Source organism: Cloacibacillus sp. An23, from assembly GCF_002159945.1.
In the GTDB taxonomy this organism is placed as follows: domain Bacteria; phylum Synergistota; class Synergistia; order Synergistales; family Synergistaceae; genus Caccocola.
Genome location: NZ_NFJQ01000008.1, coordinates 111,083 through 133,085 on the forward strand (window position 1 = coordinate 111,083; position 22,003 = coordinate 133,085).

The 22,003-nt window shown below is 59.9% G+C and carries 21 protein-coding genes; 16 read left to right on the plus strand and 5 right to left on the minus strand.

Going from position 1 to position 22,003, the window contains the following annotated elements:
- Positions 1-53: 53 nt before the first annotated feature.
- The 5 genes from B5F39_RS09235 (at position 54) to B5F39_RS09255 (ending at position 2,919) form a co-directional block, all read left to right on the plus strand.
- A complete protein-coding gene (locus tag B5F39_RS09235; protein WP_087366406.1) occupies positions 54-494 on the plus strand; it encodes a C-GCAxxG-C-C family protein in 441 nt (146 codons plus the stop codon).
- Between the two features lie 179 nt (positions 495-673).
- Entirely contained in the window at positions 674-1,456 is a 783-nt protein-coding gene (locus B5F39_RS09240) for an MBL fold metallo-hydrolase (RefSeq protein ID WP_087366409.1), read from the plus strand.
- A 66-nt stretch (positions 1,457-1,522) separates the two neighbouring features.
- Complete coding sequence (gene larC, locus B5F39_RS09245) at positions 1,523-1,996, plus strand: nickel insertion protein (protein WP_087366412.1); 474 nt, start codon at positions 1,523-1,525, stop codon at positions 1,994-1,996.
- Entirely contained in the window at positions 1,974-2,195 is a 222-nt protein-coding gene (locus B5F39_RS09250) for a DUF1653 domain-containing protein (protein WP_087366414.1), read from the plus strand. The genes larC and B5F39_RS09250 overlap by 23 nt, the downstream gene beginning before the upstream one ends.
- Positions 2,188-2,919 (plus strand): NAD-dependent deacylase, encoded by a 732-nt coding sequence (locus B5F39_RS09255; protein ID WP_087366416.1) that lies wholly within the window; start codon positions 2,188-2,190, stop codon positions 2,917-2,919. Before B5F39_RS09250 ends, B5F39_RS09255 begins: the two co-directional genes overlap by 8 nt.
- A 210-nt stretch (positions 2,920-3,129) precedes the next feature.
- Here B5F39_RS09255 and B5F39_RS09260 read toward each other — a convergent pair whose 3' ends face one another.
- From B5F39_RS09260 to B5F39_RS14065, 4 genes are all read right to left on the minus strand, one after another.
- Positions 3,130-4,449, minus strand: a complete 1,320-nt coding sequence (locus B5F39_RS09260) for a cytidylate kinase family protein (RefSeq protein ID WP_087366418.1) — start codon at positions 4,447-4,449, stop codon at positions 3,130-3,132.
- A 310-nt stretch (positions 4,450-4,759) separates the two neighbouring features.
- Complete coding sequence (locus B5F39_RS09265) at positions 4,760-5,191, minus strand: MarR family transcriptional regulator (protein ID WP_087366421.1); 432 nt, start codon at positions 5,189-5,191, stop codon at positions 4,760-4,762.
- 192 nt (positions 5,192-5,383) lie between these two features.
- On the minus strand, positions 5,384-6,379 hold the full coding sequence (locus B5F39_RS09270) for an NAD(P)H-dependent glycerol-3-phosphate dehydrogenase (protein WP_087366424.1): 996 nt from the start codon (positions 6,377-6,379) through the stop codon (positions 5,384-5,386).
- A gap of 539 nt (positions 6,380-6,918) precedes the next feature.
- A complete protein-coding gene (locus tag B5F39_RS14065) occupies positions 6,919-8,556 on the minus strand; it encodes a YadA-like family protein (protein WP_143330706.1) in 1,638 nt (545 codons plus the stop codon).
- A gap of 4 nt (positions 8,557-8,560) precedes the next feature.
- Between B5F39_RS14065 and B5F39_RS14070 the strand changes: the two genes are divergently transcribed.
- From B5F39_RS14070 to B5F39_RS09310, 6 genes are all read left to right on the plus strand, one after another.
- The gene (locus tag B5F39_RS14070; RefSeq protein ID WP_143330707.1) at positions 8,561-8,896 is read left to right on the plus strand and encodes a hypothetical protein; all 336 of its coding nucleotides are present in this window, start codon (positions 8,561-8,563) and stop codon (positions 8,894-8,896) included.
- Positions 8,897-9,538: 642 nt separating this feature from the next.
- Positions 9,539-10,195 carry a redox-sensing transcriptional repressor Rex gene (locus B5F39_RS09290; RefSeq protein WP_087366432.1) on the plus strand — a complete coding sequence of 219 codons (657 nt, stop codon included), beginning with the start codon at positions 9,539-9,541 and terminating at the stop codon, positions 10,193-10,195.
- A 108-nt stretch (positions 10,196-10,303) separates the two neighbouring features.
- Entirely contained in the window at positions 10,304-10,783 is a 480-nt protein-coding gene (locus tag B5F39_RS09295) for an NAD(P)H-dependent oxidoreductase subunit E (protein ID WP_087366435.1), read from the plus strand.
- Position 10,784: 1 nt separating this feature from the next.
- Positions 10,785-12,662, plus strand: coding sequence for an NADH-quinone oxidoreductase subunit NuoF (locus B5F39_RS09300; RefSeq protein ID WP_087366438.1), 1,878 nt, complete (start codon positions 10,785-10,787; stop codon positions 12,660-12,662).
- 4 nt (positions 12,663-12,666) lie between these two features.
- Positions 12,667-14,367 (plus strand): [FeFe] hydrogenase, group A, encoded by a 1,701-nt coding sequence (locus B5F39_RS09305; protein ID WP_087366441.1) that lies wholly within the window; start codon positions 12,667-12,669, stop codon positions 14,365-14,367.
- The gene (locus tag B5F39_RS09310) at positions 14,368-14,613 is read left to right on the plus strand and encodes a (2Fe-2S) ferredoxin domain-containing protein (protein WP_087366443.1); all 246 of its coding nucleotides are present in this window, start codon (positions 14,368-14,370) and stop codon (positions 14,611-14,613) included.
- 81 nt (positions 14,614-14,694) lie between these two features.
- On the opposite strand, the gene B5F39_RS09315 is transcribed toward B5F39_RS09310, so the two are convergent.
- On the minus strand, positions 14,695-15,420 hold the full coding sequence (locus B5F39_RS09315) for a DUF4241 domain-containing protein (RefSeq protein WP_158096011.1): 726 nt from the start codon (positions 15,418-15,420) through the stop codon (positions 14,695-14,697).
- A gap of 334 nt (positions 15,421-15,754) precedes the next feature.
- Here B5F39_RS09315 and codB point away from each other — a divergent pair, with 334 nt between their 5' ends.
- The 5 genes from codB (at position 15,755) to B5F39_RS09340 (ending at position 21,985) form a co-directional block, all read left to right on the plus strand.
- Positions 15,755-17,008 (plus strand): cytosine permease, encoded by a 1,254-nt coding sequence (gene codB / locus B5F39_RS09320; protein WP_087366448.1) that lies wholly within the window; start codon positions 15,755-15,757, stop codon positions 17,006-17,008.
- Between the two features lie 25 nt (positions 17,009-17,033).
- Positions 17,034-18,266 (plus strand): cytosine deaminase, encoded by a 1,233-nt coding sequence (codA, locus tag B5F39_RS09325; RefSeq protein ID WP_087366451.1) that lies wholly within the window; start codon positions 17,034-17,036, stop codon positions 18,264-18,266.
- A gap of 314 nt (positions 18,267-18,580) precedes the next feature.
- Positions 18,581-18,871, plus strand: coding sequence for a co-chaperone GroES (gene groES / locus B5F39_RS09330; protein ID WP_087366455.1), 291 nt, complete (start codon positions 18,581-18,583; stop codon positions 18,869-18,871).
- Positions 18,872-18,894: 23 nt separating this feature from the next.
- Positions 18,895-20,529: a chaperonin GroEL gene (gene groL / locus B5F39_RS09335; protein WP_087366459.1), complete on the plus strand. Its 1,635-nt coding sequence runs from the start codon at positions 18,895-18,897 to the stop codon at positions 20,527-20,529.
- Positions 20,530-20,767: 238 nt separating this feature from the next.
- Positions 20,768-21,985 (plus strand): type II secretion system F family protein, encoded by a 1,218-nt coding sequence (locus B5F39_RS09340; protein WP_158096012.1) that lies wholly within the window; start codon positions 20,768-20,770, stop codon positions 21,983-21,985.
- The last annotated feature ends 18 nt before the right edge of the window (positions 21,986-22,003 follow it).

The window sequence follows — 22,003 nt, forward strand, 5'->3', positions numbered from 1 at the left end:
GTAACGCAACCTACGGTGTGCGGAAGTTTTATAGAAAGCTGGGAGGCTGGCGTATGATAGACGAAACGCAGGCTTTGGAGGGATTCGGCTCGGGCGTGATCTGCTCGATGCTGGTGTTCGGCGAGCTGGCGACCGAGCTCGGGCTGGACGAAAAGACGGCGCGGCGCATAGCGTCCTGCTTCGGCTCCGGCATGGAGCACGCGGGCGTCTGCGGCTGCGTGACCGGCGCGTATATGGCGCTCGGCCTGAAATACGGCGTCGGAGGCCCGGGCGAGGCCGAACGCGCAGCGAAGCTGAAAGAAAAGAAAGACGAGTTCGACCGCCGCTTTATTAAAAAATACGGAAGCGTCAACTGCAAAGAGCTGCTCGGCGGCCTTGACCCCGCGGTGCAGTCGGAGCTGAACGCGGCGGCCGGAGCCGGGCTTTTCAAAAGCGTCTGCGCGCCAGCGGTGTGCTACGCGTGCGCGGCGGCGAGGGAGCTTTTGTCCGAGTGACGGCTCCCGGCGGCGCGGCCCCGCGAGCCTTTTCTCTTTTATCGGCAAAGCGCCGGATATTGTGCCGGCGGGGCGGACGCCGTAATATATAACTGCGCCGTACTCCGGCGGGGCGCGCGCCGGGCCGGAAAAGTCCGGGACAATGAGACGCACGGTTTTTGTCAAAGGGGAGATCACAGATGAAATTTCAGCAAATCAGGGGAGCGACGACGAAAATAACCTACGCGGGGAAATGTTTCCTCGTAGACCCGTTCTTCGCTGAGAAGGACGCCTTCCCTCCGTTCGAGAGCTGCTTCCATCCGGAGCTGCGCTGGCCCACGTCGCCGCTGCCGTTTCCGCCCGAGGAAGCGATGCGCGGCATAGACGCCGTGATAATGACGCACTTCCATCCTGACCATTTCGACGAGTATGCGGCGAAGGCTCTGCCGAAGGATATAAAGTTCTTCACTCAGGACGAATGGGACGCGGATATAGTAAAGAAGCTCGGCTTCACGAACGTTGAGACGCTTGAGTACTCCGGCTCGAAATTCGGAGAGGCGGAGCTTTGCAAGACGGACTGCGTGCACGGAGACCCGGAAAAAACTAAGAGCTTTTACGACGCTTTCGGCATCCGCGGCAAAGCCTCCGGCGTCGTGTTCAAAAATCCCGGGGAGAAGACTTTCTATCTCGCCGGCGACACGATATGGGCGGACTGCGTGCGCCGCGCGCTCGGCAGATATTCGCCGGACGTTGTGGCGGTGAACGCGGCGGGCGCGCAGTTCCTGACGGGAGGCCTCATCATCATGGGGACGGACGACGTGCTGAAAGTGCGCGAGGCCGCGCCGGAGGCGCTGATCATAGTCTCGCACATGGACGCGGTGCCGCACGCCTCCGTGAGCCGCGCGGACATGAGAAGGTTCATAGAAGCCGAACATCTGGAAAATATCGCAGTGCCGGAGGACGGGGAAATTTTGACCTTGTAGCGCGCGCCGTCCGCCGGGTATTTTCCGCCGCTTTGAGCTAAAATAAAGCCGAAAGGCGGTGCTGAGATGGCTGAAGGAGAATCCGGCGGCCTCATAAGAGGACGCGCCATAGAGATAAGCGCGAACATCGACGACATGACTGGCGAGGACCTCGGCGCTGCGATGGAGCTGCTGCTCGCTGCCGGGGCGCTGGACGTTTGGTTCGAGCATATACAGATGAAAAAGAACCGTCCGGCGGTGAAGCTCTGCGTTCTGGCCGCGCCGGAGGAAACGGAGCGCTTCGCGGAGCTTATGCTGCGCCATACGACGACGCTAGGCGTGCGTATGCGCGAGGTCGAGCGGCTGATGCTCGCGCGGGAGATCCGTAAAGTCGGGACGCGCTACGGCGAAGTGCGCTTCAAGCGCGGCATGCTCGGCGGCGAAACGCTGAAAGAGACGCCCGAGTACGAGGACATAAGAAGGATAGCGCACGACACCGGGCTTCCGATGGCCCGCGTGCGCGCGGAGGCCGCCGTGGATGCGGAAATTCAGGCACTTTAAGGGCGGCGAATACGAGTTCGTCGGAATAGCGCGCCACTCGGAGACGGAAGAAGAGTACGTCGTCTACCGCCCGCTTTATAACGACGGCGGACTATGGATAAGGCCGAAGAAAATGTTTTTTGAAAACGTGACTGTGAACGGGGAAAGCGTTCCGCGTTTCCGGGAAATTGAAGAAAACGGAGGAGCTGGCAATGAGTGAGGAAATGGCGAAAAAGGTCGCCGCGCTCATACGCGGCGGAGGCGTTGTCATATTCAGCGGAGCCGGGCTCAGCACGGAGTCCGGACTCCAGGATTTCCGCTCGAAGGACGGTATATGGGCGCACGCCGACCCTGCGCGTCTCGCCTCCGTGGGCGTACTCGAAAACAACTACGACGAATTTCTCGAATTTTACAAAGCGCGCCTCTTCGTCCCCGACGAGGTGCAGCCCAACGTGGGGCATAAGCTCATAGCCGAATGGGAAAAGCGCGGCCTCGTAGACGGCGTCGTCACGCAGAACGTAGACCGGCTGCACCAGAAGGCCGGCTCTGTCAACGTGTTGGAGCTGCACGGCAGCCTCGAGCCCGTCTACTGCCACAGATGCGGCAAGACGGGGGACAGGGAGGCCTTCCTCGCGGGGCGTCCGTGCGAGTTCTGCGGCGGGCACCTGCGCCCGAGCGTCGTGCTCTTCGGAGAAATGCTGCCGCAGAAGGCGCTCGCCGTAGCCGACAGGCTCAGCGGGCGCTGCCGCACGTTCATAGTGCTCGGCTCGTCTCTTGTCGTCTCTCCAGCCAACTACTTCCCGCAGCAGGCTAAGATGAACGGCGCGAACCTCGTGATAATCAACCGCGAACCTACTCCGCTCGACAGGATGGCCGACGTCGTCGTCCACGAGGGGATAGGCGCTTTCCTGACGGAAGTGGAGAAGTACGTGGAACTTCCGTAAAAAACGCCGCAAACCACAGAAATACGAACAAAATCAACGAGCCGCCGGACGAACGAAAGGCGGCCCGTTCCGTATAGCGCAGCGAGGCGGCAAAAAACGGAAGCCGAGTCCGGCTGGCGAGACGAGGACTTTTGCGGATCTTGCTCCGGCGCGTTCTATTATGGGCGGAGCCGGGTAGTTGGCGAAGCCGCTCCGCGTCCACGGCGCGCGCTACGTGGACGCCGGCGGGAGCTGCGATATGCGCGCGGCCAGGCGCCCTGCGGCTGCGGTCAGCATGCTGCTGGTTTCATCAATTCCGTATTTGTCGGACTTTACAGACAGGTCGTAATTTTCGGCCTTCCCCCATTCCGTGTGTGTGAAATACAGGCAATGCGCTGCGCGCTCCTTTTCCACCTTCGATATCTGCGCACGGGCCGCCCCCCTTGTAAGGCCGTCCCTCGCCATCACGCGCCTGATCTTCGCCTCCGCGCCGGCTGTTATAAAGACGTGCAGCACGTTCTTATGCCCGCGCAGGATATGGCCGGCGAGCCTTCCCACTATGACGCAGGAGCCGCGTGACGCAATCTCGTTGATGACCCTTTCTTCAATATGGAACAGACGCTCGGCCTTCGGTTTGTCGCGATCTGGCAATGCCGGAACGTACCACGAATAGAGTTTATACTGCGAGGGCGTCATTTTTTCGTCGAACTCGCGCACGAAATCCTCCGTATAGCCGCCCTCCTGGGCGAACATGCGGATCAGCTCCGCGTCGTAATACGGCACGCCCAGGGCTTCCGCGATTTTTTTACCGATATTTCGCCCGCCGCTGCCGTACTCGCGCGAAATCGCGATTATCAGATTGCCTGAAGGAATGCCGGCCGGTTTTGCCGCCTCTTCCGTCCGCGGGAAAATCCTGTTCGCAGCGCCGGAGAACAGACGCGCGTAGATCTTCACGATAGAGCCGACAAGCAGCGCAGAGGCCGCCGTGCCCTCGCGCACGCCCGCGAGCCCGCCGAGAAAGATCAGACAGAGAGCCGCGGCCGCAGCAGACATAGTTACGTCCAGGAACACTCGGAGCGTCACATACTCCTTCTTCAGCGCCCGAGACAAGGCGCGCACAAAACCGTCGTATGGCAGCATCGCCACGTCGGCTATCACCTCTAGATAAGCGCCAAGCGATATGACGCAGCATCCGGCAAGCAGCGCCGCGGCCTTTGCTGCGTAGCTCGCCGGATTGAGCGCCCACAGGAGGGACATCGCGGCGTCCACGGAATAGCCGAAGAGAAAAGTCAGCGCGGCCTCGATCATAATCTGAGCCTTGACGCATTTCCTGCCCTCTATCGCGGCCTGAGACGCGACGAGCGTGAGATTGAAAATCACTATCCATATACCGAGCGTCAGTCTTCCGCTGATCAGCGACAGACTGTATGGAATCGCCGCTATAGGCGAAGTTCCGAGCGCCGCCTTCGTTATCAGCGCGACCCCGAAGGCTGTGAGAACCAGCCCTATAAGAAAAACAAAATAACGTTTTATCGTCTCTAATGTAATCATTTCTGCCCCCTTATAAATAATACCGCTGCTGAATTTCAAAAGAGAAACAGGCGCACATTCTGTAACGCCGCGCTCCGGCGCGCCGCCGGTTTTGCGCGCGTCAGTCTGCTCATGTCTGTCCGCCGCGCTTTACGGCGGACGCGGAACGCCGCGTCTTTTCACTTCGATACCGGCGTTACTGCCGGAAAAATTTGTAAAAGGCTCCGCTCCGCATGCCGAAGCGCACGTGAGGCGGACGGCGCGCGAAAACAGGCGGGGCTGAACCGAACGCTACGCTTAACGCAGTTTCGTGGCTGCCTTCCGCCTGCTTTTACGTTTTTTGCTCTTCGATATTTTTTATAATTTTATCAAGAGTGAAATACAAAGCCTTTTTCTCTTCGTCCGATAAACCGGACAGAAGGCCTGCGCCGAGAGCGCTTCCCTTTTTCTTTAATTCTGAGCAGAGCTTCCGCCCCTTCTCGGTAAGATAAGTCCGCTTTCCCCTCGCGTCATCGCCGACGACGGCGTAAAGCAGCCCCTTCTCCTTCATGCGCTCCACGATGCCGCGCGCCGCTTGATGGCTGACTGAGAGATAATCCTTCAAATCGGCGGCGAGCGCCCCGGCGTGCCTGTCGAAAAACAGAAGCGTCTCCGACTGCACCGTCGTCAGTCCGAAACGCTTCAAATCGGCGTCGCGCGTCGCCAGCACCATATTGCCGATTCTCAGAATCCTGCGCTCGATTATAAAATCCTCTTCCGTCATTGCTCCTCCTGAAAAAGCAAAATACAATATGTTGTATATTAAAAAACCGCCACACTGCAATGTCAAGCAAAAAACTGCCGCCGCGCGTCTCTTATAAAATATCGGGGCGCGATAAAAAAGCGCCGCGGCGTTAAGCCTGCGGCGCTTGCGCGTTTCTTGCTTTCTCGGCGCGCTGGAGACGCTGCGCGGAAATTACAGTCTCATCTCGGGCTTCAGCGGACGCGCGAATAGCTCCTCGATAAGCTTCTGAGGACGTTCCCCCTTATAGAGCACACGGTAGACGGCCTCGGCTATCGGCATCTCGACTCCGAACTGCTTGCTGTTCTCGACGACGGCCCGCACCGTGTAGGCGCCCTCCGCTACCTGCCCGAGCGAGCCGGCGGCCTCCTCGAAGCTCATGCCGCTGCCTATCGCGAGGCCGAGGCGGAAGTTGCGCGAGTACATGCTGTAGCATGTGACGATGAGGTCGCCGACTCCGGCGAGCCCCGAGAGGGTGAGAGGCGAAGCGCCGAGCTTAGCGCCGAAGCGCATTATCTCGGCGAGTCCGCGCGAGGCGAGCGCCGCCATTGCGTTGTCTCCGAGGTCGAGCGCCTTCGCTATGCCCGCCGCTATCGCGTATATGTTCTTCGTCGCGCCGCCGACCTCGAGGCCGACGACGTCCGTCCCGGTGTAGACGCGGAAGTTGTTGCCGCTGACGATTTGCTGCCAGCCCTTCGCCTCTTCTTCGTCTGCTGAGGCGAGCGCGACGGTCGTCGGGCGGCCTATCAGGACCTCTTCCGCGTGGCTGGGGCCGGAGAGGGCGGAATATTTGAGGAACGGGCAGCATTCAGCGTAGACCTTGTGAAGCAGGTCGCCGGTCGAGATCTCTATGCCCTTCGCCAGATTGAGGATATGCCCTTCGCGTTCTCCGCGCGCGGCTATCTTCTCGCAGACCTCGCGCACGAACTGCGTCGGTATCGCCATTATGTAACGGTCGGAGAAAGCGAGCGCGGCGTCTAAGTCGGTCGTGCAGTTGACGGCGCGCGGCAGCTCTGTGTCGCGGAAGCAGAAGTTGTTGCGCCGCGTCTCCGTTATCGCCTTCGCCTGGCTTTCGTCTATCGTCCACATCAGAGCTTCGTTGCCGAGCGACGCGAGGTGTACGGCCATCGCCGTTCCGAAGCTTCCCGCGCCGAGGATCGTTATATTCATGTTTGTTCCCCCGTTCACCATTGTTCGCCGCGCGGAGGCGCGGTCTAGGACTTTTTTCATTATAGCACAGAGCTCTTGGCGCACGCCGCGCGGCGCGCCTGGCCTTGCGTGGCGCCTGCGACGGGGCGTTGCTTATATATTGTATGAACTTTTATAAAAATTACATGTCGCCATGCAAATCTTTTGCGCCCGGTGAAACGGGGCGGGCCCTGCCTGGCCTCCGCTCCGTATCGCGTAACCTCATATTGCGGCATATCGCTTCGTTTAGTCTTGGTATTTAAGGCGGATGTCCCGCATAGAAGATTCACGGAACGACGGCGTTTTTATGAAAAAGCAAGTAAATATAAACGGGCGCAAAGCGAAGCGGAACGGCAGAACTTCGCCGTCCCGCCTTTTATTACGAGCCGCCGCGTACCCCTGGCAGAATCGCGGCGGCGCGCAAAGCGTTTTTGCTCGGCGTAGGCGTTTCAACTCTCGCGCCCGCGCCGGCGCGGATTAGAGACCGGAGCGGAGAGCAGCCGCTCCTGCCTCTGTTTTCGTCAGTTCTTTGCTTCAAGCTGCGACGTGAGCTCGATGATGGTCTGCTTGTTCTGTTCGTTTTCCTCCATCAGCTTCGTGAGCATCGCTTCCATCTCGTCCATGCGCTTCTGCATCGAGGCGGCGTCTTTCGCGCGCTTCTTTGACTTCTCGCCGCCCTTGCCGACCGCGAAGCTCACGCCCGCGCGCCCCATAAGGTCGCCGTCCGAGCATATCGAAGCGCCGAGGTTGAACATCACCGTCTCGCGCGTGTAGTGGAAAACGCCGACCGCGACCGCGTACTCGTCGCGGTACGTGCCGACGGCGGCCGAGAGTGTCGTCGGCATATCGGGGTCGTACTGGATCGGGTGAAGCCCAGAGAGAGCCGCGGCGTGCGCGCCGACGATGTTGATGTCCTCGCGCAGGTTATCCATCTCGCGATAAATATTGTTTTCCATCGTCCCCATACGCTGATAGGCGTCCCAAAGCTGGCCGCCGGTCACGGCGTCGGAGCTTCCGCTGTAGACGCCGCCGTCTGCGACGTTGGTGAGTTGGCGCTTGATCGTGTCGCTGCCGAACGATACTATGTTGTCGCCCGCCGCCACGGATCCGCTGCCTATCGCGACGGAATTAGCGCCCAGTGCGTTCGCGTTGCTGCCGATTGCGGTGCTGTTCCTGTTGGATGCCGCAGAGCTGTTCCCGACGGCGGTGCTGTAGTCGCCTGCGGCCGATGCGCTGTTTCCGATAGCTGTGCTGCTGGTACCGGAAGCCGCGGCGCTGTTTCCGGTGGCAGTGCTTTTATTGCCGGAAGCCAAAGCGCCGCTGCCAGTAGCGGTGCTTTGGGTGTTGGAAGCGGTCGCACCACTTCCAGTAGCGGTGCTGCTGCCGCCGGAGGCGTTAGCGCTGTTTCCGGTGGCGGTGCTGCCGCCGCCGGAGGCTTTGGCGCTGTTTCCAGTGGCGGTACTGTTGCTTTCGGAAGCCTCGGCGTTGCTTCCGGTAGCGGTGCTGTTGGTTTTGGAAGCGGTTGCGTTATTTCCGGTAGCGGTGCTGTTGCCGCCGTTGGCCTTAGCGCTGTTTCCAGTGGCAGTGCTGTTGCCGCCGGAGGCCGTAGCGCTGTACCCGCTGGCGGTGCTGTTGCCGCTGCTAGCCTTAGCGCCGCTTCCGGTAGCGGTACTCTGGCTGCCGCTGGCTTCGGCGTTGTTTCCGGTAGCAGTGCTGCTGGTGCTGGAAGCCTTAGCGCCGCTTCCTGTTGCTGTGCTGTCGCGTTCGGAAGCCGCAGCGTTGTACCCAGTAGCGGTGCTGTTGTTTTTATCAGCTGTAGCGCCGTTGCCGGTGGCAGTACTCTGGTTGCCAATAGCTTGAGAGCCGCTTCCGGTAGCTGTGCTGTCGAAACCGGATGCGTTTGCGTTGTTTCCGGCGGCGGTGCTGTTGCTGTTAGAAGCATTAGCGGCGTTACCTATAGCGGTGGTTTTGTTGCCGGATGCGTTAGCGTTGTTTCCTATAGCAGTTGTGTTCGTCCCCGTCGCGCTCGCGTTATTGCCATACTGAATATTGTCGGCGAGCGCCGCGCCGCTGAACGCCGACGCGCCGAGCATCAGCGCGGCGGCGAAGACCGCGAGCGGCTTTATATGGGCCTTTTTATGTTTTGTAAACGAAGTCATCTGTTTGACCTTCCTTTCCTTGATTTATCCGCGTCCGGCTGTTTCTGCGCGAACGCGCAAATTTTGTGCTCATGCGTGTTTTCTGCCTGTCTTTCATATTTTCGGCAAAAGGGCAAAATACCAACAGCGGCGGCGCGTTCCTAAATTTTTCGCGCGCCGTGCGGAGTTCGGTTTTGTACGGAAAGACAGCAAAAGGAGAGAAAGCGTGCGGCGGCTGTGCGCCATCTTCGTGCGCTATGAATCGTCCGCGAACGGCTGGTATTGCATCGGCGCGGGGCGCGCGGCGACAGCGGCGTGTGCGCGCCGTATTTTATGGTTTGTTTCTATATATGTATATTGATAGTAGCTATTTAGTCTGGAATGCAAACGGGGGGGGGGTAATTATAACATTCATAATCAAGTTGTTACTTACTGTTATCATTTCCGCCTCCCCTTTCATAGTTAAGCTTGAAATGCTGTGCAGCTGTGCGTTGCATACGCTGCAAAACTGTTGTAATTTACGCTATCGTACCATATAGACGGCAAATTGCAAGAGCGCGCCGCCGCGTTTTACATTTTCCGCGCCGCCCGCGGCGCGGGGCGGCCGGCGCGGAACGAAGGCGAAGTCAGGCGCGTTCGGAAAAGAGCGCGAGTTTGACGAAAAACCGCTCGCGTGATGAAGATTCCGCGCGTTCGGCGAAATTCCCGCAGCGCGTGCGGCTTTTCCGCAAACGCGCGGAGTTTTCCCCGCGACTCGCCGCTTCGCTCGCGCGCGCTGAAGCTGCGGCGTGTTTACGAAGCTTCGCACGCGCGGCGCTCAGACTGCCGGTTTTTCCTAAAGGGAGCGGATGCCGCGTTTTTCGCCGGAATTGCGTGCGGCGTTGCCTGCGCCGGGAAATTTAAAAAAAGTGTCCGAAGCGCCGCAGATTGCCACTTGCAGGATTTTGCTATCGATATATAATTATCGATAATGAAGCAAACACGCGACGGGGAGTGAAGGGGTATGACGTCGGGCGAAGCAGCTAAACCTCTTAGTATATCGAGGCAGTCTCTTCAGCGTATGCCGGTCTATCTTGAATTGCTGAAAAAAATAAAGGCGGATGGCAAAAGCCACGTCTCCGCCGCTTTCATAGCTTCGGAGCTCGGGCTGCATCCCGTGCAGGTGCGGAAGGATCTGGCCTCCGTCTCGAGCGTTGACGGAAACCCACGCATCGGCTTCGCCCTCGACGGGCTCATAGACGATATGGCGGAGTTCCTCGGCTGCAACAACGCGCACGAGGCGGTCGTCGCCGGTGTCGGCAATCTCGGGCGCGCTCTGCTTTCGTATAAAAATTTCGACCGCTACGGCTTGGCGGTCATCGCGGGCTTCGACACCTCGCGCGACGTAATCGGCACGACGGTGGCGGGCAAGGAGATATTCGACGCGTCGCGCATAGCGGAACTGTGCGCGCGCCTCGGCGTGCATATCGGGATTATAACCGTCCCGGCGGAGGCGGCGCAGAGCACGTGCGACGCTATGATCGCCGGCGGCGTCCTCGCCGTGTGGAACTTCGCGCCGGTACACCTTTCGGTGCCGGATGGCGTCATCGTCTCGAATGAGAATCTCGCGGCGTCGTTCGCGGCGCTTTCAAGCCGTCTGAGTCAGGCGAATAAAAAGTAGGCGGGCGCGTCAGGCATCCGCCTTTTTTGATACTATGTTATAGTCCGGCGCGTTGTGTGGAGGCGCCGCGACTCCGTTCAATCAACCGATTAAGAGAGAGGGATGTGTATGGTGACGGAGAGTTTTGACTACGCGCCCATCGACAGGATAGTCGAAGAGCACGACGCGCAGGCTACCGCGGTCATTGCGATACTCCAGGATATTCAGGAGCATTACCGCTATCTGCCGCGTGAGATCTTCCCCTATCTTTCAAAGAAGCTCGGAATGCCGGAGGCGCGCATCTACAGCGTCGCGACCTTCTACGAAAATTTCTCGCTGAATCCTAAGGGGAAGTTCGTCATCAAGGTCTGCAACGGCACCGCGTGCCACGTCAGGAATTCCATTCCGATACTCGAAAGGCTGCGCTCGGAGCTCGGCCTTTCCGAGAACAAGGTGACGACGGACGACCTGGGCTTCACCGTCGAGACGGTGTCGTGTCTCGGAGCGTGTGGACTCGCCCCAGTGCTTACCGTCAACGACGAGGTGCATCCGTCCATGACGCCCGACAAGGCCGCCGAACTCGTGGCGGCTCTCAAGAAGGAGCTTTAGCATGATTATAAAGACGCGCGAAGAGCTGCGCGAGCTCAGGAAGGAATACGCGGAAAGCCTCGCCGGCGAAAAGAAGAAGATCTTGATATGCGCGGGTACCGGCTGCATATCGAGCGGTTCGCTCGTGATTTACGACGAGCTTAAAAAAATAATGGAGGAGCGCGGACTCAGGGTCGAGGTCGAGCTCGCCGAGGAGCCGCACGACGGCTCCGTCGGCCTTAAGAAATCCGGCTGCCACGGGTTCTGCGAGATGGGGCCGCTCGTCCGCATCGAGCCGCAGGGCTGGCTCTACGTCAAGGTGAAGCCAGCCGACTGCGGTGAGATCGTCGAAAAGACGATAATCGGCGGCGAACATATTGAGCGCCTGGCCTATTCCAAGCACGGAGAAATTTTCAAAAGGCAGGAAGAGATACCCTTCTACAAGAAACAGACCCGCCGCGTGCTGGAGCACTGCGGGCATATAGACGCGACCTCGATAAAGGAATATCTCGGCATCGGCGGATACAGCGCCTTTGAAAAAGCGCTCTTCGATATGAGCGGCGACGAGATCGTGCAGATGATTTCCGACTCGAACCTTCGCGGGCGCGGCGGCGGCGGCTTCCCGACCGGGCGCAAGTGGAGCCAGGTGCGCGCGCAGAAGGCCGGGCCTAAATATATCGTCTGCAACGGCGACGAGGGAGACCCGGGCGCGTTCATGGACCGCAGCATAATGGAGGGCGACCCGCACAAGATGCTCGAAGGCATGATGATAGCGGGCGTCGCCTGCGGAGCGTCCGAAGGCTACATCTACGTGCGCGCCGAGTACCCGATGGCGGTCTCGCGTCTGCGAACCGCGATAGCCCAGGCGGAGGAGCTGGGACTGCTCGGAGACAACATAATGGGCAGCGGTTTCTCGTTCCGCATACACATCAACCGCGGGGCCGGGGCCTTCGTCTGCGGCGAGGGCAGCGCGCTGACAGCCTCGATAGAGGGCAAGCGCGGAATGCCGCGCGTGAAGCCGCCGCGCACGGTCGAGCACGGGCTTTTCGACAGCCCGACTGTGCTGAACAACGTCGAGACCTTCGCCAACGTCCCGCTCATAATCAGCAACGGCGTCGAGTGGTACAAGTCGCTCGGCCCGGACAAGAGCCCGGGCACGAAGGCTTTCGCCCTGACCGGCAACATAGAGAACACGGGGCTCATCGAGGTGCCGATGGGCACGACGCTGCGCGAGGTCGTCTTCGACGTCGGCGGCGGTATGCGCGGCGGCGCCGGCTTCAAGGCCGTGCAGATAGGCGGGCCGTCCGGCGGCTGCCTCACTGAGAAAGACCTGGATCTGCCGCTCGACTTTGACTCGCTTACAGCCGCGGGCGCGATGATAGGCTCCGGTGGCCTAGTCGTCATGGACTCCAAGACCTGCATGGTCGAGGTGGCGCGCTTCTTCATGAACTTCACGCAGAACGAGTCCTGCGGAAAATGCGTCCCCTGCCGCGGCGGCACGAAGCAGATGCTCGCGATACTGGAGCGCATCGTCGCGGGCGAGGGGCGCGACGGCGACATAGAGCTGCTGCTCGAGCTCGCCGACATGATATCGCACACCGCGCTCTGCGGCCTCGGCAAATCCGCCGCGCTCCCGGTCGTCAGCACGATAAAGAACTTCCGCGAGGAATACGAGGCGCACATCTATAAAAAATACTGCCCGGTCGGGGCCTGTTCGAAGCTCAAGAGCTTCTCGATAGACCCGGCGCTCTGCAAGGGCTGCTCGAAATGCGCTCGCGGATGTCCCGTCGGGGCGATCAGCGGCGAGATAAAGAAGCCCTTCGTCATAGACAGGGACAAATGCATAAAATGCGGCGCCTGCGTGACGGCCTGCCCGTTCCACGCGGTGAAGGAGGGATAGCCCGATGGAACAGAAGAAATACATGACGATAGACGGGATACCCGTCGAGATAGACGGCGAGAAAAACATCCTCGAGGTCATACGCAAAGCCGGCATACAGCTCCCGACCTTCTGCTACTACTCGGAGCTCTCCATCTACGGCGCCTGCCGCATGTGCATGGTCGAGAACAAATGGGGCGGCCTCGACGCCGCCTGCTCCACGCCGCCGAAAGAGGGCATGGAGATATGGACGAACACCGAGCGGCTGCGCAAGTACCGCCGGATGATACTCGAGCTGCTGCTCGCCGACCACTGCCGCGACTGCACGACCTGCCACAACAACGGCAAATGCAAGCTGCAGGACCTCGCGATGCGCTTCAACATCGAGGGCGTGCGCTTCCCGAACGGCGCTGCGGAGCCGAGGCGAGACGACTCGTCGCTCTGCATCTCGCGCGACCACAACAAGTGCATACTCTGCGGCGACTGCGTGAGGATGTGCAACGAGATACAGCACGTCGGAGCGATAGACTTCGCGAACCGCGGCTCGAAGATGACGATAAGCACCGTCTTCGACATTCCGATAGCGGAAAGCTGCTGCGTCGGCTGCGGCCAGTGCGCCGCCGTCTGCCCGACCGGAGCGATAGTCGTCAAGAACGACACTGCGAAGGTCTGGAAGGCGCTCGACGACAAAAAGGCGCGCGTCTCAGTACAGATAGCGCCCGCCGTGCGCGTCGCGATAGGCGAGGAGTTCGGCATGGGCGGCGGCGAGAACGCGATGGGCCGCATCGTCGCGGCGCTGCGCCGCATGGGCTTCAACGAAGTCTTCGACACTTCTACGGGAGCCGACCTCACGGTGCTCGAGGAGTCCGCCGAATTCCTCGAGAAGCTCGCGAAGGGCGAGACGGACGAAATGCCGCTCTTCACCTCCTGCTGCCCCGCGTGGGTGAGCTACTGCGAGAAGAACGAGCCCGAGTTCGCTGAGTACCTTTCGACCTGCCGCTCGCCGATGCAGATGTTCGCTTCCGTAATAAAGGAGCACCACAAACATTCGCCGCGCAAGCACTACCACGTCGCCGTCATGCCCTGCACCGCGAAGAAGGGCGAGGCCGCGCGCGAGGAATTCCGCAGCGAACTCGGCCCCGACACGGACTTCGTGATAACGACGCAGGAGCTGATACAGATGATAAAAGAATCCGGCATCGTATTCGACGAACTCGAGCCCGAGGCAGTTGACATGCCGTTCGGCACGATGAGCGGAGCCGGCGTCATCTTCGGCGTCACGGGCGGCGTCACTGAGGCCGTGCTGCGCCGCATAACCTCCGACAAATCGCCCGCCGCGCTGCGCGCGATAGCCTTCAAGGGCGAGCGCGGAAACGAGGGCATAAAAGAGGCCGAAGTGGCCTACGGGGACAAAACGCTGAAAATAGCGGTAGTCAGCGGCCTCGGCAACGCGCACAAGCTGCTCGAGCGCATAAAGGCCGGCGAGCATTACGACTTCGTCGAGGTCATGGCCTGCCCCGGCGGCTGCGTCTGCGGCGCCGGGCAGCCGTTCGCGCTGCGCGGTGAAAAGGAGCTGCGCGGCAAGGGCCTCTACTCCGCCGACAGGATGTCGAGCATCAAGCGCTCCGAGGAAAACCCGCTCATGATATCGCTCTACAACGGACTGCTCAAGGGCAAAGTACACGAGCTGCTGCACGTCCGTTACGGCTCGAAGGAGGCTGAGTAGATGCTTTCGATAAGAATATGCAACGGGACCTCGTGCTACCTCAAGGGCGCGTACAACGTCCTGCAGTACTTCCAGCACGAGATAGAGAACAGAAAGCTGCACGACAAGATAGACATATCCGGCTCCTTCTGCCTCGGCAACTGCGAGCACGGCGTGTCCGTGGAGATAGACGGAAAGATATACAGCGTCTCGCCGGAGAACGCGCACAAATTTTTTGAAGAGACAGTAATGCCGCTCGTGAAGTAAAAGATATAAGACAGCGTAAAAAGCAGCGCCGCCGCGGAAATCGCGGCGGCGTTCGCCTATGCGCGGAACGTACGCTCAGGCTTAGAAAAATTCGGGATTCATGAAAGGAATGACGAGCTCCGCGGGGGAGCCGCCGGCGTCGAGCCCCCAGTATGCGCTGTATATCCCGTCGCCGAGCCCGCTGGAGAACATCGTGAGCCTGCTTCCGCCGGGGACGCGCCAGGCGATGAAATCTCCGTAACCGTTCTGGACGTCCGGACGGGCCGCGGCGCTTTCTGCGAACAGGCGCGCGAAGTAATCATTGTAAATATCGCCCTCCGGGTTCTTTTCTCTCCAGCGTGCGGCGAACTCGCGGTACTCCTCCGCCGTGCGAGCGTCGGCGAAGCAGGCGAGCCCCGCGTCCACTCCGAAAAACGTCCAAACGCCTGGCTGCCCGAGCTCTTCGAGTTTGCGGCCTTCCGGCATCGCTATCTCGCGGCTGACGACTGGCGCTTCGCTTATCGCAAGCCGCGCCGCCGCGACGCGGATTCCCGCAACGGGCGAGCGCAGTATCGCAAGTTCAACGTCGTAGCTTCCGGCGGGTATGACGCGGTCGAGCCTTGTCTCGTACTTCGTGCCGAGGTAGCATAGCGGGTCTGCGAGTACGACGCGCCCTGTCGGGAAATCCACCGCGCCGGCGGCGACTGTCGTCAGCCTCCCGTCGAAGAAGCCGCGGAAGAAATCTTCCGGATAGCTCTCGTGATTCAAAAATTTAAGATTTTTTGCGAACGCCGCCTGAAGCGGCGATTTTTCTTCTTTGCCCGGCATAGCCAGACCTCCATGACTCGCGCCTGTGCGCGGATGATTTTCATGCCTAATATAGCACGCGCGGCGAAACGCGGAAACGGCCCGAAGCAGGCAAATCCTTCGTGGCGTTTTTTGCATTTTGCGGAAGCGCGATGAGAATACAGCTCCGTCGCCTTTAAGGTATAGCGCGCGGCCTTCGTTCGCGCCGGTTCAGTTTTTCAATATTTCGCCGACGGAAACAAAAAATAAAATCCGCCGCCATTCTTTGTAAAAACGCGATTTTCGTTGTATAATGACTAACGGCTTGCACAATCGGTTGCATAGTCGAAAAATAAAAAGAAACGGAGCGTCGTTTATGGCAAGTGAGCAGGCAGCGGTAAAAAGGGTAGAGGACAGCGAGTGGTCGCTCTCGGCGGTTCCGGCCTCGATGAAGGTGCAGGGGCTCTGGGCCGCGATGGTCGTCCTCGTCGGCTTCACGTTCTTCTCGCCGAGCATGACGGCGGGCGGCAACCTCGGCATCGGCCTCAATCTTCAGAAATTCTTCTTCTCGATGGTCTTGGGCAACGCCTTCCTCGGCGTCTACTGCGGGCTGCTCGGCTACATCGGCCAGCGCACGGGGCTCACGCTCGACCTTCTCGCGCATCGCTCGTTCGGCAGCAAAGGCTCGTACCTTCCCTCGGCCCTCATCAGCTTCACCCAGATAGGCTGGTTCGGAGTCGGCGTCGCGATGTTTGCGATACCGGTGGCCGGCCTTATCAACAACGCCGTCCCGATGTGGGCGCTCATAGTGATAACGGGCGTCATTATGACGGTCACGGCATACCTAGGCATCAAGGCGCTCGCCGTCCTCGGCAGCATCGCCGTCCCGCTCATCGCGGTGCTCGGCATTTACTCCGTAAACTGGGGCATAAACGAGGTCGGCGGATTCATGAACGTCTTCGCGCAGAACCCCGATAAACCGCTTTCCCTCGCGGCGGGCATCGCGATAGTCGTCGGTTCATTCATCTCGGGCGGCACCGCGACGCCGAACTTCACGCGCTTCGCGAGGACGCCCTCCGTCGCCGTCGTAGCGACCGTCGTCGCCTTCTTCGTAGGCAACTCGATAATGATGATTTTCGGAGCGGTCGGCGGAGCCGTCACCGGCGTGCCCGACATCTTCGACATACTTATACTTCAGGGACTCGCGCTTCCCGCCGTGCTCACGCTCGGCCTCAACATCTGGACGACGAACAACAACGCGCTTTACACCGCAGGCCTCGGCGTCTCGAATATCACGAAGATACCGAACAAGCCGCTCGTCCTTGTCAGCGGCGCGATAGGCACCGGCCTCGCCGTATGGCTCTACTACAACTTCGTCGGGATGCTGAACCTGCTCTCCGGCATGATACCACCCGTCGGCGCGGTGCTAATACTTCACTACTTCCTGCATAAGGACGAATACGAGAACGACAGGCCCGCGCTGCGCGAGGTCAACATGCCCGCGATACTCGCCGTAGTCGCAGGCTCGCTCGTCGGCATATTCGTCACGACCGGCATCAAGCCCGTCAACTCGCTCTTCGTCGCCGCTCTGGTCTTCCTTATCGCAGACCGCCTCTGTGCGAAGCGCTAAGCCGTAAAGAAAGGACTATTCCGAAATGCTCGTAAAAAACATATTCATAGAAAACTCGACCGAAGCCAAAGACATCCGCGTAACGGACGGAAAGTTTGAAGAAATTGCTCAGAACCTCGCGCCGCGCGAAGGCGAAGAGATCGTGGACGGAACCGGCAAGCTCGCCATTCCTCCCTTCATCGAGAGCCACGTCCACCTCGACACCTGCCTCACAGCCGGCGACCCCGTGTGGAACCTCTCCGGCACGCTCTTTGAGGGCATAGAGTGCTGGAGCAAACGCAAGGAAAAACTGACGAAAGAAGACGTTAAAGAGCGCGTGCGCCGCGCCGTGCGCATGCAGGCGGGCAACGGCGTCCAGCACGTCCGTACCCACGTAGACGTGACGGACCCGACGCTCGTAGCGATGGAGGCGATGATAGAGCTCCGCGAAGAGCTCAAAGATTTCGTCAACATCCAGATAGTCGCCTTCCCGCAGGAGGGGATCATGAGCTACCCGAACGGCGAGCAGCTTCTCGAGGATTCCGTCAAAATGGGCGCGGACTGCGTAGGCGCGATACCGCACTTCGAGTTCACGCGCGAGTACTCCGTCGAGTCCGTCAACTACTGCATGAAGATAGCGGAGAAGTACGGCAAACTCGTGGACGTCCACTGCGACGAGATAGACGACGAACAGTCCAAGGGGCTCGAGACCCTGGCCTGCCGCGCGCTCGAAAGCGGCATGAAGGACATGGTGACGGCGAGCCACACGACCGCGATGCACAGCTACAACAACGCCTACTGCGGCAAGCTCTTCCGTCTGCTTCGCATGAGCGACATAAACTTCGTCTGCAACCCGCTCGTCAACACGCACCTCCAGGGGCGCTTCGACACATACCCGCGCCGCCGCGGCGTGACGCGCGTCAAAGAGCTGCTCGCGAACGGCAACAACGTCTCGTTCGGACACGACGACATATTCGACCCGTGGTACCCGCTCGGAACGGGCAACATGCGCGACGTCATCTTCATGGGCCTCCACGTCTGCCAGATGATGGGCTATCAGGAGATAATGGACTCCTACAGGCTCTGCACCTACAACGCGGCGAAGACGCTGCACCTCTCCGGCTACGGCATAGCCGAGGGCAACGACGCGAGCTTCATAATCCTCGACGGCGACAACTTCTACAACGCGCTTAACAGAAAAGGCGAAGTGCTCCGCTCCTACAACAAAGGCCGCCTCATCGCCTCCGCGGAGCCCGCGAAGAGAGAAATACTTTTCTAGAAACCAAAGAAAAAACGCGAAACGCGGGCCGCTTCGGAAAATATCCGGAGCGGCCCGCGTTTCGTGCCGTTTGCCGTCAAACGCCGCGATAGCGCGTCACGACTGAAAGATTTAATAAAGTCAAACTGTTTGTATAAAATCGCGGATTTGCGAGAAAATCATATAAATAAGCATAAAATTAATAATAATCTCCAATAAACAGATTTGAGAAAAGCGGCCCCGCTCATTACAATTTCGATTGTAAAGAAATTAGCACTCAATGAGTGCGAGTGCTAATACCAAGAAAGAAAATTTTACAGGAGGGGATTTTTCCTATGAAACTTAAACCGCTTGGAGACAGAATCGTAGTAAAGGCGGCTCCCAATGAGGAGAAGACGAAGGGCGGGCTCGTCCTTCCCGATACCGTGAAAGAGAAGCCCGTCGAGGGCGAAGTCGTCGCGGTAGGCCAGGGCAAAGTGCTTGACAACGGCACGCGCCAGCCGATGGAAGTCAAGGTCGGCGACAAGGTCATCTACAGCAAGTATTCGGGAACCGAAGTCAAGGTCGACGACGAGACCTATCTTGTCATCGGCGAGAGAGACGTCCTCGCCATCGTAGAGAAGTAGTAAGGAAACTGGAGGAATAGATTATGGCTAAAGTTCTGCTTTTCAAAGAAGAAGCTCGCCGCGCTATGGAGCGCGGAATCAATAAAGTCGCTGACACCGTCGGCATCACCCTCGGACCGAAAGGCCGCAACGTCGTTCTCGAAAAGAAATTCGGCTCGCCGACCATCACCAACGACGGCGTGACCATCGCTAAGGAGATCGAACTCGAAGATCCGTTCGAGAATATGGGCGCTCAGCTCATCAAAGAAGTCGCTTCGAAGACCAACGACGTGGCCGGCGACGGTACCACGACCGCTACCGTCCTCGCCCGCGCGATGATTCGCGAGGGTACGAAGAACGTAGCCGCCGGCGCGAACGGCATGCAGCTCCGCAAGGGTATGGAGCTCGCGACCGAAGTCGTAGTCGATGAACTGAAGAAGCAGGCCGTGCCCGTCAAGGAGCACAAGAAGATAGCTCAGGTCGCTTCCATCTCCGCCAACGACAAGAAGGTCGGCGAACTGCTCGCCGAAGCTATGGAGAAGGTCGGCGAGGAAGGCGTAATCACCGTCGAGGACAGCAAGAGCCTCGGCACCACGCTTGAGACCGTAGAAGGACTCCAGTTCGACAAGGGCTACCTCAGCCCCTACATGATCACCAACCCCGACCGTATGGAAGCCGTTCTCGACGACGCGAACATCCTCATCGTAGACGGCAAGGTTTCCAACGTCAAGGATATGCTCCCGATACTCGAGAAGAGCGTGCAGCTCGCGAAGCCGCTCCTCATCATCGCCGAAGACGTTGAAGGCGAAGCTCTCGCTACGCTCGTCGTCAACAAGCTCCGCGGCATACTCCAGGTCGTGGCGGTCAAGGCGCCCGGATTCGGCGACCGCAGAAAGGCCATGCTCCAGGATATAGCCATCGTCACCGGCGCTACAGTCATCAGCGAAGAAGTCGGCCGCAAGCTCGACAGCGCCGACGTAGCGGACCTCGGCCACGCCAAGAAGGTAAAGGTCAGCAAAGAGACCACGACGATAGTCGAAGGCGGCGGCGATTCGCAGGCCATCAAGGATCGCGCGGCCCAGATTAAGAAAGAGTACAACGACTCCACCTCCGAGTACGACAAGGAGAAGCTCCAGGAGCGCCTTGCGAAACTCGTCGGCGGCGTGGCGGTCATCCAGGTCGGCGCGGCCACCGAGACCGAGCAGAAGGAGCTCAAGCTCCGCATAGAGGACGCCCTCAACTCGACCCGCGCGGCCGTTGAAGAAGGCATCGTCCCCGGCGGCGGCGTCGCGCTCGTCGGCTGCGTGAAGGCCCTCGACGCCGAGATAGCGAAACTCGAAGGCGACGTGAAGACCGGAGCCCAGATCATCCGCAAGTCGATGACCGAGCCGCTCTACCTCATCGCTCAGAACAGCGGTATGCAGGGCGACGTCATCATCGAGAAGGTCAAGACCCTCAAGGAAGGCCAGGGCCTCGACGCGACGACCGGCGAGTACGTAGACATGATCGAAGCCGGAATCATCGACCCTGTCAAGGTCACCCGCTCGGCTCTCCAGAACGCCTCTTCGATCGCGGCCATGATCCTCACCACCGACGCGGTGGTCGCGGACAAGCCCGAAAAGAAGGAAGGCCCCGACATGCCCGGAGGCATGGGCGGAATGGGCGGCATGGACTACTAAGTCCGGGCTAGAACCAACCCAAATCAAACAATAACAAAACGGCGTGAAAGCTTTGCGGCTTTCGCGCCGTTTTTTCGTGACCATGCGCCGGCGCGCTATTTCTTCAGACGAAGCGGAGCGCGGCGCGTAATTCCGTCCGCGGGCGCCGGTGTGACGCGCGGAATCTTCATGACCGTTTATGAGCCGGGTTGACTTTTCGGCTTCTCTGCCTCATTCTCAACAGAAAGGGGGCGTTGCTATGAAATTCCGTTACGAAGCGAAGGACGGCGGCGGCGAGGCCGTGCGCGGCGAAATAGAGGCGAACGGCGAGCACGAAGCCGCGGCGCGGCTGCGTGAGCGCGGACTGACGCCGATAGACATCGCCCCGGCGCGCCCTTCGCGGAGCGGCGCAGGGACTTCGCCGTCATTCTTTATGCGCGGCGGGGTGCCGCTCGCCGAGAAGGCGCTCTTCTTTCGTGAGCTCGCCGCCATGACCGGCGCGGGCATATCGGCATCGTCGGCCCTCCGCGTACTCTCCGGGCAAAAAAGGAGCCGCCGCTTCGATGGCGTCATCGCGCGGATATACGCCGAGGTCTCGTCCGGCTCTACGATAGCCGGGGCCTTCGCCGGACATCCATCGTGCTTCGACGCCGTGACCGTCGCGCTCATACGGGCTGGCGAAGAATCGGGCACGCTCGACGCGAGCCTCGCCCGCCTCGCAGCCTTTCTCGAAGCGCGGGCTGAGCTTCGCAAAAAGCTCGTCTCGGCCCTCACCTATCCCGCGCTCGTCGTCCTCGTCGCGGCGGCCTCCCTCTGCGTGCTGACGGCGGTCGTCGTTCCGCAGTTCGAGCGCGCCTTCCGCGGCCTCGGCGTCGCGCTTCCGCCTCTGACCCGCGCCGTGTTCGCCGCCGGCTCGTGGATGGAGGCCTACTGGTACATTCCGCTAATCGTTCTCGCGGCGGCCCTTCTCGCCGCGAGGCTTTCGCTGCGCGCGCCGGGCCTCCGGGCCGCGGCGGACGGCGCTCTGCTGAAAATGCCGGTATTCGGAGACATGCTGCTCAAGGCCTCGCTCGCGCGCTCGTTCGGAACGATGGCGGCGCTGCTTCGCTCGGGCCTTCCGGTCCTCCAATCGCTGCGGCTCGCCGCCTCCGCCGCCGGAAACGAAAAAATACGGAAAGCAATTGAGACCGCGCGCGAGGACGCGGCCTCGGGAAAAAGCCTCAGCGCTTCGCTCGGGGCGCGCGGCATATTCCCTCCGATGATAGTCCAGATGGCGGCCGTCGGAGAAGAGACGGGGCGCACCGGCGAAATGCTCGAAAAAATAGCCGGATGGTACGAGTCCGAGCTCACTGAGAAGGTGAAGCGCCTCGGCTCCATACTCGAGCCCGTGATGGTCGTGATAGTCGGCGGCCTGGTCGGCCTTATAGCCGTCGCCGTATTCATGCCGATCGTATCCGCGATAAACTCCTTCATATAAATTCCGCGCTTGCCCTGC